The sequence below is a fragment of the Rhodococcus sp. JCM 9793 genome, from assembly GCF_055380405.1.
Window position 1 is genome coordinate 3,733,541 of record NZ_AP043721.1, and the last position, 11,387, is coordinate 3,744,927.

12 protein-coding genes and 2 tRNA genes are annotated in these 11,387 nt (G+C 66.6%); 9 read left to right on the top strand and 5 right to left on the bottom strand.

What is annotated here, in order from left to right:
* Positions 1-25: 25 nt before the first annotated feature.
* Positions 26-1,087: a quinone-dependent dihydroorotate dehydrogenase gene (locus ACZ46K_RS19325; protein WP_054807361.1), complete on the top strand. Its 1,062-nt coding sequence runs from the start codon at positions 26-28 to the stop codon at positions 1,085-1,087.
* 87 nt (positions 1,088-1,174) lie between these two features.
* Here ACZ46K_RS19325 and ACZ46K_RS19330 read toward each other — a convergent pair whose 3' ends face one another.
* Both ACZ46K_RS19330 and ACZ46K_RS19335 read right to left on the bottom strand, forming a co-directional pair.
* Entirely contained in the window at positions 1,175-1,717 is a 543-nt protein-coding gene (locus ACZ46K_RS19330) for a YbhB/YbcL family Raf kinase inhibitor-like protein (protein WP_054807360.1), read from the bottom strand.
* A gap of 41 nt (positions 1,718-1,758) precedes the next feature.
* Positions 1,759-3,111: a M20/M25/M40 family metallo-hydrolase gene (locus ACZ46K_RS19335; RefSeq protein WP_464744202.1), complete on the bottom strand. Its 1,353-nt coding sequence runs from the start codon at positions 3,109-3,111 to the stop codon at positions 1,759-1,761.
* 119 nt (positions 3,112-3,230) lie between these two features.
* On the opposite strand from ACZ46K_RS19335, the gene ACZ46K_RS19340 reads away from it, so the two are divergent.
* Together ACZ46K_RS19340 and ACZ46K_RS19345 are read left to right on the top strand one after the other, a co-directional pair.
* A tRNA-Leu gene (locus ACZ46K_RS19340) sits at positions 3,231-3,316 on the top strand.
* Between the two features lie 210 nt (positions 3,317-3,526).
* A tRNA-Leu gene (locus ACZ46K_RS19345) sits at positions 3,527-3,612 on the top strand.
* 65 nt (positions 3,613-3,677) lie between these two features.
* Here the strand turns inward: ACZ46K_RS19345 and ACZ46K_RS19350 are convergent.
* On the bottom strand, positions 3,678-3,923 hold the full coding sequence (locus ACZ46K_RS19350; protein WP_054807359.1) for a PLDc N-terminal domain-containing protein: 246 nt from the start codon (positions 3,921-3,923) through the stop codon (positions 3,678-3,680).
* Between the two features lie 95 nt (positions 3,924-4,018).
* On the opposite strand from ACZ46K_RS19350, the gene ACZ46K_RS19355 reads away from it, so the two are divergent.
* From ACZ46K_RS19355 to ACZ46K_RS19380, 6 genes are all read left to right on the top strand, one after another.
* A complete protein-coding gene (locus ACZ46K_RS19355; RefSeq protein WP_464744204.1) occupies positions 4,019-5,494 on the top strand; it encodes an SDR family NAD(P)-dependent oxidoreductase in 1,476 nt (491 codons plus the stop codon).
* Positions 5,495-5,632: 138 nt separating this feature from the next.
* Positions 5,633-6,001, top strand: a complete 369-nt coding sequence (locus tag ACZ46K_RS19360) for a universal stress protein (protein WP_464744206.1) — start codon at positions 5,633-5,635, stop codon at positions 5,999-6,001.
* An 18-nt stretch (positions 6,002-6,019) separates the two neighbouring features.
* Entirely contained in the window at positions 6,020-6,412 is a 393-nt protein-coding gene (locus ACZ46K_RS19365; RefSeq protein WP_054807040.1) for a DUF2784 domain-containing protein, read from the top strand.
* Positions 6,413-6,421: 9 nt separating this feature from the next.
* Positions 6,422-7,666, top strand: coding sequence for a saccharopine dehydrogenase family protein (locus ACZ46K_RS19370; protein ID WP_054807039.1), 1,245 nt, complete (start codon positions 6,422-6,424; stop codon positions 7,664-7,666).
* A 270-nt stretch (positions 7,667-7,936) separates the two neighbouring features.
* On the top strand, positions 7,937-8,884 hold the full coding sequence (locus tag ACZ46K_RS19375) for a sulfite exporter TauE/SafE family protein (RefSeq protein WP_464744209.1): 948 nt from the start codon (positions 7,937-7,939) through the stop codon (positions 8,882-8,884).
* 72 nt (positions 8,885-8,956) lie between these two features.
* On the top strand, positions 8,957-9,559 hold the full coding sequence (locus tag ACZ46K_RS19380) for a hypothetical protein (protein WP_464744210.1): 603 nt from the start codon (positions 8,957-8,959) through the stop codon (positions 9,557-9,559).
* A 68-nt stretch (positions 9,560-9,627) separates the two neighbouring features.
* On the opposite strand, the gene ACZ46K_RS19385 is transcribed toward ACZ46K_RS19380, so the two are convergent.
* Together ACZ46K_RS19385 and meaB are read right to left on the bottom strand one after the other, a co-directional pair.
* A complete protein-coding gene (locus tag ACZ46K_RS19385; RefSeq protein WP_054807036.1) occupies positions 9,628-10,335 on the bottom strand; it encodes a lysoplasmalogenase in 708 nt (235 codons plus the stop codon).
* Entirely contained in the window at positions 10,332-11,387 is a 1,056-nt protein-coding gene (meaB, locus tag ACZ46K_RS19390) for a methylmalonyl Co-A mutase-associated GTPase MeaB (RefSeq protein ID WP_464744212.1), read from the bottom strand. Before meaB ends, ACZ46K_RS19385 begins: the two co-directional genes overlap by 4 nt.

Here is an 11,387-nt window from a genome sequence, read left to right on the forward strand (position 1 = left end):
CTGCCCGGATTGCAGGGAGTTGTTCGTGTACAGCTTGCTTCTTCGCGTGATGTTTCTCGTGCCGCCGGAGCGGATCCACCATCTGGTGTTTCTGGTGCTGCGCCTGATCACAGGATTCGGACCGACCCGCGCGCTTGCGTCGAAGATCCTCGCCGTAGACGATCCGATTCTGGACAACACCGTGTTCGGCGTTCGGTTCCCGAATCCGGTGGGTATGGCCGCCGGATTCGACAAGGACGCCAAGGGCGTCGATGCGTGGGGCCCGCTCGGGTTCGGTTTCGCGGAGATCGGTACGGTCACGGCGCAGGCGCAGCCCGGCAACCCGGCGCCGCGACTGTTCCGGTTGCCGGAGGACCGCGCGCTGATCAACCGGATGGGGTTCAACAACCACGGTGCCGGTGAGGCCGCCAATCATCTGCGACAGCGTCGCCGGACGGTGCCGATCGGCGCAAACATCGGCAAGACGAAGATCGTGCCCGCCGAGCAGGCCGCGGAGGACTACACCGCAAGCGCGCAACTGTTGGGACCGCTCGCCGATTTCGTGGTGGTCAACGTCTCGTCCCCGAATACCCCCGGGCTGCGGGATCTGCAGGCCGTCGAGTCGCTGCGCCCGCTGCTGCAGGCGGTCCTCGATACTGTGACGGTGCCGGTGCTCGTGAAGATCGCCCCCGACCTGTCCGACGAGGATGTCGACGCGGTCGCCGATCTCGCCGTCGAGTTGAAGCTCGCCGGGATCGTGGCCACCAATACCACCATCCGCCGCGACGGATTACGTACGGACGCCGCCCGCATCGAGGAGATCGGGGCCGGCGGCCTGTCGGGTGCTCCCGTGGCGACGCGGTCCCTCGAGGTGCTGCGCCGGCTGTACGCGCGTGTCGGTGATCGTTTGACGCTGGTATCGGTCGGTGGGATCGAGACGCCGGAGCAAGCGTGGGAGCGCATCCTGGCCGGTGCATCGCTGGTGCAGGGCTACACCGGGTTCATCTACGGCGGCGCGTTCTGGACGCGTCGACTCAACAAGGGCCTTGCCCGCAAACTGCGGGCCTCCGGCTACGCGTCGATTGCCGACGCGGTCGGTGGTCGCTGAGACCGCCACTCCGCCCCACCGACCGGCCGAAGGTGACGTTCGGTCACTTGAAGTGTACGAATGTCACCTTCGGTCAGAGTTATCTTGCTACTTCACCTCGTAGGTACCGGTGAGCAGGCCGCGCGCGATGGCGTGTCCGAAGACGTTGAAGCCGAGGAACGCAGAACTCGCATCCGGCCCGACGCCTTCGAGTGTGTCGACGTCGAGGGCGTGCACGGCGACGATGTAGCGATGGTGGCCGTGTCCGGCCGGCGGTGCCGCTCCGATGAACCCGAATGCGCCACCGTCGTGGCGCAGCTGCACCGCTCCGGTCGGCAGGGCGGCCCCATCTGCTGTGCCTGCTCCGGACGGCAGCTCGGTGACCGAGGCCGGGATGTTCGCCACGGCCCAGTGCCAGAATCCGGACGCGGTCGGGGCGTCGGGATCGAACACGGTCACAACGAAGCTCTTCGTCTCGGCCGGAAACCCGGACCACGACAACTGCGGGGAGACGTCGCCGCCGCCAGGGATGCCGAACGCACCGCTGGCCTGCGGGAGCTTCCACTCCTCCCCTTCGGCGAAGTCCTCGCTGGTGACCTGGAAAGTGGGCAGCGCGGGCAGGAACTCGTACGGGTCGTAATCGAAGGCCATACCGGTCCTTTCGGGTTGTGTTCGATGATCAGTTGCAGTGATCAGGAGTGCATGAGGAAGTGTTCCATGACCCTCGTGCCGAAGCGCAGTGCCTCCACGGGGACACGCTCGTCGACACCATGGAACAGGGCCGCGAAGTCGAGTTCCGGGGGCAACTGCAGTGGTGCGAAACCGAAGCACCGGATACCGAGTTTCGCGAAGGCCTTGGCGTCGGTACCTCCCGACAGCATGTACGGCACCGTGCGACCCAGGGGGTCGTGCGCCTCGATGGCTGCGTTCATCGCATCGACGAGGTCGCCGTCGAAGGTGGTCTCGTAGGAGTCGAGGCTGGTGATCCATTCTCGGGTCACGTCGGGACCGATCAGTTCGTCGACGGTGCGTTCGAACTCGGCGCGGCGACCGGGGAGAATCCGGCAGTCCACGACGGCCTCGGCAGTCTGCGGGATCACGTTCGCCTTGTAGCCGGCGTCGAGCATCGTCGGGTTCGCGGTGTCACGCAGGGTCGCGCCGACGATCCTGGCGATCGAGCCGAGTTTGGCCAGTGTGCCCTCGAGGTCGGGTGACGTGGGGTCGAAGTCCAGTCCGGTCTCTTCCCCCGCGGCGGTGAGAAACTCGGCGACAGAGTCGGGGACCACGAGCGGGAACGTGTGAGTGCCCAAACGCGCGACGGCCTGCGCGAGGATCGTGACGGCGTTCTCCTCGTGCAGGAACGATCCGTGTCCAGCGCGTCCCTTCGCGGTGAGGCGCATCCATCCGAGGCCCTTCTCCGCGGTCTCGACCATGTAGAGACGACGCTCCGTCCCGTCGGGTCGCGGGACGGTCAGCGAGAAGCCTCCCACCTCGCCGACGGCTTCGGTGACGCCGTCGAACAGGTCGGGGCGATGCTGGACGAGCCAGTGAGAGCCGTAGGTGCCGCCGGCTTCCTCGTCGGCCAGGAACGCGAAGACGAGGTCGCGGGGCGGCACGATGCCCTCGGCCTTGAAGCGTCGCGCGACCGCGATCATCATTCCGACCATGTCTTTCATGTCGACCGCACCGCGACCCCAGACGTAGCCGTCCTCGACGGCCCCGGAGAACGGATGCACACTCCAGTCCGCGGGTTCGGCGGGAACCACGTCGAGGTGGCCGTGCAGCATCAACGCACCGCGGTCGGGATCGGCGCCGGGGAGCCGGGCGAACAGATTGCCGCGGCCGGGGGCACCGGATTCGACGTAGGTCGTCTCGTATCCGACCTCCTGGAGTTGGGACGCGACCCATTCCGCGCATTCCTTCTCACCGCGGGTGGTGGCGAGGTCGCCGGTGTTGGACGTATCGAAGCGGATGAGCCGGGAGACGAGGTCGACGACCTCTGCTTCGGCTCGGGACGGTTGGTGCGCTCGCGACGTAGTGGCCATGCTTGCATGTCTACCATCGACAGCACTGTGAATCACTGCAGGTAGGGATGGCGATTTGGGAGCTGGAGCGTGGTGCGTTAATCTTTCACAGCGCCCGCCGGAGCGGGTGCGGGATTCAAGTCCGAGTGGCGGAATGGCAGACGCGCTAGCTTGAGGTGCTAGTGTCCTATTAACGGACGTGGGGGTTCAAGTCCCCCCTCGGACACTCTGAGTCGAGACAGACGACGAAGGCCCCGAACCGATCTGGTTCGGGGCCTTCGTCGTTGTTCGGATGATCGTCCATACGACGACAGACCGATGAATGCGACCTCCTCACCGACCTGGGCAGGCGAATTGGGGAGCGGCGCGTCCATGCGCTACTGTTTTCGACAGCGCCCGCGAGAGCGGGAGTACGCCGCGTGCCCGTGTGGCACCGGTCCGAGTGGCGGAATGGCAGACGCGCTAGCTTGAGGTGCTAGTGTCCTATTAACGGACGTGGGGGTTCAAGTCCCCCCTCGGACACACCGAACATGATGTCCCCGAACCTGATTCAGGTTCGGGGACATCTTCGTCGGAGGGGATGTCGCTCAATTGCGGCGCCCCTTGCGGAAGTAGCTGATCGGCCCGACGAAGTTCACGGCGATGATCAGTGCCCATTTCAGCTTGGTGCCGTTGATCTTTTCCGCGGGCCGCTTCGCGAGATCGGTCCAGGCGCTCGCGGCGAGTGAGAGCTGGACGCTCGCGAGCACGAGCACGAGGGTTCGCTGCCACGGCGACAGGTCTGCGAACTTCTTCTTGGCACAGGTGGTGTCCGCTGGTGCGGTCGAGCTCATCTTTCCTCCGAAGTGATTCTCGGGACACGAGCGGCGGGCCGTCCGCGCTCGCCCGGTACCATTATCGGGCTTCACCTCACACCGGAAAAGGGCACATGGACCCCCACAGCGACATTGCAGCGACACTCACCGACGCATTCGGATCCGAGCGGATCGATCCCGCCGACCTCGACACATGCCTCCGCGTTCTCGATCTGGCGGGCGGGTTCGCGGCCGACCACCCGGATGCGGTCACGGTGCAACGCGCCGTCGGGCACATGTTCAAGAAGTTCAAGCGGATGCGCCGCAACGAACGACGCGACCGCAAGGCCGCCGCCGACCGTGAGGTGCTCGAGTCCACCGCGACGGGCTCACCCACCCGCATCGACGACGAGACCGCCGGGGTTCCGCTCACGTCGTCCGCACGGAACGCGAGCGCGGGCACGCTGCTGCGTCCGCGGGGCTGCTATGTCTGCAAGAACAAATACACGCAGGTGGACGCGTTCTACCACCAACTGTGCCCGGAGTGCGCCGCAGAGAATCATGCCAAGCGTGACGCGCGCACCGATCTGACCGGCCGGCGCGCCCTCCTCACCGGTGGACGCGCCAAGATCGGCATGTACATCGCGTTACGGCTGCTGCGCGACGGCGCGCACACGACGATCACCACACGTTTCCCGAACGACGCGATCCGCCGGTTCAGCGCGATGGAGGACAGCGCCGACTGGATCCATCGACTCCGGGTGGTCGGTATCGATCTTCGCGATCCGGCACAGGTCGTCGCGCTCGCCGACGAGGTCGCGGCGCAAGGCCCGCTGGATATCCTCATCAACAATGCGGCGCAGACCGTGCGCCGCTCCCCCGGCGCCTATTCGGCGCTCGCCGAGGCCGAGTCCGCGTCGCTTCCGGCCGGACCTCGTCCTGAGGTCCTCACGTTCGGTAAGCCGTCGGACGCGCATCCCGCCGCGCTCGCCGGCAGCCTCTCGGGTAGTGCGTTGTCGCCGGCGGCCGTGTCGTCGCTGGCGATGGTGGCCGGGTCCGCGACTCCCGAACGGATCGCCGCCGGCATCGGGATCGATGCCGGGGGCCTGCTTCCCGATCTGGTGCACACCAACAGCTGGGTGCAGACCGTGGGTGAGGTAGAGCCACTCGAACTGCTCGAGGTGCAGTTGTGCAACTCGGTGGCGCCGTTCATCCTCGTCGACCGACTGCGCCCGTCGATGGCCTCGTCCCCGGCGCGCCGCAAGTACGTCGTCAACGTCTCTGCAATGGAAGGACAGTTCGCGGGTCGCCGATACAAGGGTGCGGGACACCCGCACACGAACATGGCGAAGGCCGCGCTCAACATGCTCACCCGCACGAGCGCCGAGGAAATGCTCAGCGACGACATCCTCATGACCGCCGTCGACACGGGGTGGATCACCGACGAGCGACCCCACCACACGAAGATCCGGCTGGCCGAGGAAGGCTTCCACGCACCGCTCGATCTTGTCGACGGGGCGGCACGGGTGTACGACCCGATTGTTCAGGGCGAGACCGGCGTCGATCTGTACGGGTGTTTCCTGAAGGACTACGCACCGGCGCCCTGGTGACGGCCTTCCCGGTGAGATCCGACCGACACGACACCGCCGACGGAGATCACTTCCACACCCATCGGATTCCGGATTCACCGGTGTCTGCCGCGATACTGGTACACAGTGGTCCACCGTTCCACCGCGAATAGGAGCATCATGTCTGTCGCCGTCGTCCATGCCGACACCCCCGAGGGACGCGCCGCGCTGCGCGCGGGCGCCCGCGAAGCCGCCGACCGCGGGCAGAAACTGGTGGTGCTGGCCCCCCTCGACGATCCCGCCGAGAGCGACGCGGTGAGCGCCGACGTACGAGAGATCCTCGGAGAGGACGACTGGGAGCTTCTCACCGAGGTCCACGACGGTGACGCGGTCGGAACCCTGGTCGAGTTGCTCGCGCGCAGCGGTGCCGAAAGAGCAGTTGTGGGTAGCCGCGGCCGGACTGCAACCGGCAAGTTCCTCCTCGAACGCGGGCTGCAACGCATGATCATCGAGGCGGCTGTTCCGGTACTCGTCGTGAAGGACGAGTGACCGGCCTACGCTGGGTGCATGGCCTACCGGCTGCTCGCCGACGCCACTGCGTTCGTCCATCTGCTGTTCGTGCTCTACGTCGCGTTCGGCGGGTTCCTCACGTGGCGGTGGCCGCGCACGATCGTCGCGCATGTGCTCGCTGTGGCGTGGGGTGCCGGGTCGGTGGTCGTGGGGTTCGACTGCCCCTTGACGTCGGCAGAGAACTGGGCTCGGGCCGAGGCCGGTGAGGCGGGGCTGCCCCCGGGCGGCTTCATCGAGCATTATCTGACGGGCGTGATCTATCCCGAATCGGCTCTCGGGCTGGTCCGTGCCGGTGTGGTGGTGTGCGTCGCGGTGTCGTGGGCGGTGCTGTGGGTGCGCCACGGACGCACGCGCGCGAGAAAGGCGGCACCGGGACTTACCCGCCAGTAGGGTGGCACCATGACTGCCTCACGCCATCTCGACGTCGTCGTCTACGGCGCCACCGGCTTCGTCGGCCGGCTCACCGCGGACTACCTCGCCCACCACCTGCCGTCCGGCCTGACGGTCGGTCTCGCCGGTCGCTCCCTCGACAAGCTCGAAGCTGTGCGTGCGGCGCTTCCTCCCGCCGCCGCCGAGTGGCCGTTGATCATCGCGAATGCCGATGACCCCGACTCCCTGGCCGCGATGGCGACCGAGACCCGCGTGGTGATCACGACCGTCGGGCCCTACGCCCGATACGGCATGCCACTGGTACAGGCGTGCGCCGAGGCCGGCACCGATTACGTGGACCTGACAGGTGAGGTCCTGTTCCAACGAGAGAGCATCGACCGGTTCGACGACGTCGCGCACCGCACCGGCGCCCGCATCGTGCACGCGTGCGGGTTCGATTCGGTTCCGTCCGATCTCGGTGTTCATGCCCTGCGGCAAGCCGCGGACGCCGACGGCGCCGGCGCACTCACCGACACCACGTTCGTCCTGACCTCGTTCAGTGGCGGTGTCAGCGGCGGCACGATCGATTCACTGCGAAACCAGATCGACGTGGTGCGCGGCGATCGCATCGCACGGAAGATCGCGGCGAGTCCCTACTCGTTGTCACCGGACCGGGATCAGGAGCCCGACCACGGGCGGCAGAGCGATGTCGCGCTGGTGGACGGTAAGACGATCGCGCCGGAGGTGACGGGATGGAAGGCACCGTTTGCGATGGCGTCGGTCAACACCCGGGTGGTGCGGCGCAGCAGCGCCCTCACCGAGGGGACCTACGGCCCGCGGTTCCGGTACCGGGAGGTGATGAACGTCGGGTCATCGGTTGCGTCGCCTCTGATCGCCGGAGCCGTCGCAGCGGGTCTGGGCGCCCTCGTGTTGGGCCTGTCGTTCCGCCCGACGCGGTTCCTTCTCGACAAGGTGTTGCCCGCCCCCGGCGAAGGTCCGTCGGAGCAGACCCGCGAGAAAGGTCATTTCACGATCGATCTGTACACCACCACCGAGACCGGTGCCCGCTACACGGCACGGTTCGCCGCGAAGGGCGATCCCGGATACAAGGCGACCGCGGTGATGCTGGGCGAATCCGCGCTGTCGTTGGCAGTGGGCGGTTCGGCGTTGCACGCCGGCGGTGGGGTGCTCACACCCGCGGTGGCGTTCGGCGACGTACTGACCGAGCGGTTGCGGGCGGCGGGCTTCGAGATCTCGACACGCCGACTCCCCTGAACGCGTGCACCGGCGTGCAACGGGCGTCGGCGAACGGCTATGCTCGATCGGTCGCCTGCCGGGCGACCGAAGTATCCGACGGAAGATGGGCACCATGCACGCAATGAGTATCGAGACGGCTCCGGCCGCTCGGCTTGCGCTCATGGCGTTCTGGCCTACCCGTCGTGGCGCATGCTTCGACTGCGAGTGTTGTTCCTGGATGTCCTTCTGAGCGGTGTCGCACCGCTCGTCGTGTTCGTCTAGGTTCCTTCCAGTCGCATGGAGCGTTGCATGCTCAATCTCCTCGTTTTCACGTTGGTCGGCGCCGGTGCCCAGTTGGTCGATGGTGCACTCGGCATGGCGTTCGGTGTCACTGCCACCACCCTGTTGATCTTCAGTGGTGTCGGCGCAGCCCACGCGAGTGCCGCGGTCCACCTGGCCGAGGTCGGCACTACCCTGGTATCCGGTGTCGCGCACTGGCGGTTCCGCAACATCGACTGGAAGGTCGTGTTGCGGCTCGGTGTGCCCGGCGCGATCGGCGCGTTCCTCGGTGCCACTGTCCTGTCCGGTCTGTCCACGGAAGCGGCCGTGCCGGTCACGGCGACGATCCTGTTGATCATCGGTGTATACGTGGCGCTGCGGTTCTCGGTGCGCCCGCCGGCCGTGGCCGATGCCCGCACCTCACCGCACACCGCGAGGTTCCTTTCGCCACTCGGATTCTTCGGTGGTTTCGTCGACGCGAGCGGTGGCGGTGGCTGGGGCCCTATCACCACCAGCACGCTGCTCTCCCGCGGGAAGACCGCGCCGCGCACGGTAATCGGGTCGGTGAGTGCCTCGGAGTTCCTCGTCGCGGTCGCAGCGAGCCTCGGCTTCCTGATCGGTCTGGGACGTGAATCACTCGACAACCTGCTGATCGTCGCGGGATTGGCGATCGGCGGCGCGCTGGCCGCACCAGTGGCCGCATGGCTGGTCTCCCGTGTTCCGGCGACACTTTTGGGGACTGCGGTCGGCGGCGTCATCGTCGTGACCAACCTGTACAAGTTGTTCGACACGTTCGACGTGTCCAGTACCGTCGCGACGCTGCTCTACATCTTGCTCATCGCCGGTTGGATCGCCCTGCTGGTCGTGTCGTGGAAGCGTTCGAAGCTCACCCCCACCGAGTCGTCGGGCGGTCTCGAGAAGCTCGAGGCTCCGACCCCGACAGCGTTGCAAGAAGACCCGCAGGGCCAAAAAATCTAGCACGCGCCCCGACCGGACAAAACACCCATACCAAGATCAGTTCGGCGCACCACACCCGATAGCATTCGCCGCGTGAATCGACTCCGTGTTGCCGCCCTCCCCGCCGTTCTTGCCTGTGCGCTCGCCCTCGGCGCCTGCTCGTCCGACGAAGACACGTCCGCCTCCGAGAGTGGCAGCGCCTCTCAGACCGCCGACGCCTCGTTCTCCGACGGAGATGTCAGCGTCGAGGCGCTCGACGCCGACCTCCTCGCGAAATTCTCGAGCTGCGACGACGTGGCTCCCGCCGTGGATCAGTACATCGAAGGACTCGACGCCGACCCGAACAACGGCTCGAGCGACTACGGCGTGTACTGCACCTGGTCGACGCCCGACAGTGCCGCGAGCCTCGACGACATCCGCACCGTCGAGGTCATGATCGAGACCGGGAACGGCGCCGTGTCGGACACCTCGGTACTCGGCACCGCAGGTCTCGAGGTGCTCTCCGACAGCGCTGTCGAGTCGAAAGGTGGCGTCGCGTACACGATGAACATGGGCACCGACGTGGCCGGCATCACCGTCACCACCGTCGAGTTCCCGGACGTGCGTGTCTCGATCACGGGCGGGCAGTGGGCCGACGTCCCCAGCTTGGACGGGCCGGCGGCGGTCGCTGCCACCACGGAACTTCTCGGCCTCTGAACAACCGGTCGTGAACGACACGGGCGCGGTCACCACCGATGTGGTGACCGCGCCCGTTGTCGTGTCGGTCAGTCGAGCTGACGGACCGCAGTCCGATCGACGTTCTCATCCCGGTCCGCCCGGGCTCGGGTCATCACACCGTGTGTGATGAGAACCTGCGCCGCGATGTAGGTGAGCATCACCCAGAAACCCGACAGCGGCAGGGGGAAGTCGTCGATGAACGCACGCAATGCGATCAGCGAATCGGAGACCACGAAGATCACCGCGCCGATCGCGACGGTGGGCCCGACACCGGTGGCGAGGACCGCCATCGTGGCCAGACACAACCCGTAGAGCATGACCGGGACCAGTAGCGGGCCCGCACCCGGAGCGCACACGGCAACCAGTGCGACGACAGCGACTGCGAAGACCGCGAGCACCCACCGTCGGGTGTGCAGGACGCTCACGGCCCGGTACGGCGCGAACGCCGCGATGTACGTCACCTGCGCACACAGGAAGAATCCGACGAGTACGAGGAACGAGGTGTCGCCTCCGAACAGATCGGGTGCGGTGTCACCGAGCCACGAGAAGGCCAACGCCACCAATGTCAGCTCGATGAGCCGCGACCGGGGCGCGGGCGTACCCAACGCGAGCGCTGCAGCCAGAACCGGCATCAGCAACCATTGGGTGGCGTCGACCAGCATGGCGTCGGGGTCGATGAGCTGGGTGATCAGATGCACCGCGGCGAGCACACCGAAACCCGTGAACGCGATCCGCGCAGCGACGTGCTGGGTCACCGTGCGGGATCGACGTTCTCGGCGGCGCCGTCGTCGACACCGTCGAAAGCATCGAGGATCCGTTGCGCACCGATAGCCGCGGTGAGCGATCCGTCGCGCACTCCGGACTCGACTTCACCGCGGATCGCCTTGACGCGAGGGTTGCTCTCGAGTCGTCGGAGTAGTTGGTCGTGCACCATCGTCCACGTCCAGTCGACCTGTTGGCGGCTGCGGTTCTCGTCGAACTGTCCGGCCTCGGTGAGCACCTTCTTGTGCTCGAGGACGGTGTCCCAGAATGTGTCCAGTCCCAGCCCTTCGAGACCACTCATGGTGATCACGGGCGGCTTCCACAACGCATCGTGAGGATGCACCATCCGCATCGCACCGGACAGTTCGCGCGCGGCGACACGTGCGTCGCGCTCGTGGTTGCCGTCCGCCTTGTTCACCGCGACGAGATCGGCGAGCTCGAGCACACCCTTCTTGATTCCCTGCAGTTGGTCGCCGGTACGGGCGAGCGTCAGGAAACAGAAGCAGTCCACCATGTTTGCGACGGTGACCTCCGACTGCCCGACACCGACGGTCTCGACGAGGATCACGTCGAACCCGGCGGCCTCGAGCAGCACCATCGTCTCGCGGGTCGCCTTGGCGACACCGCCGAGGGTGCCGGCTGTCGGGGACGGGCGGATGAAGGCGTCCTGTTCCCCGGACAGCCGCGCCATCCGGGTCTTGTCGCCCAGGATCGACCCTCCGGTCCGCGTCGACGACGGGTCGACGGCGAGCACTGCGACCCGGTGCCCCTTACCGATCAGGTACATGCCCAGCGCATCGATGAAAGTCGACTTCCCGACCCCGGGCACGCCGGTGATACCGACCCGAATCGCCCCTCCCACCTGCGGGAGCAGACGCAGCAGCAGTTGCTGTGCCTGCTCCCGATGGTCGTCGCGAGTCGATTCGATCAAGGTGATCGCCTTCGCGAGTCCGGCTCGCTCATTGGCGAGCACGGAGGACGCGAGGGCGTCGAGGTCGACCGGACGTCGGCGCGTCACGGTATCCCCGATCGAGGTGTCATCCAT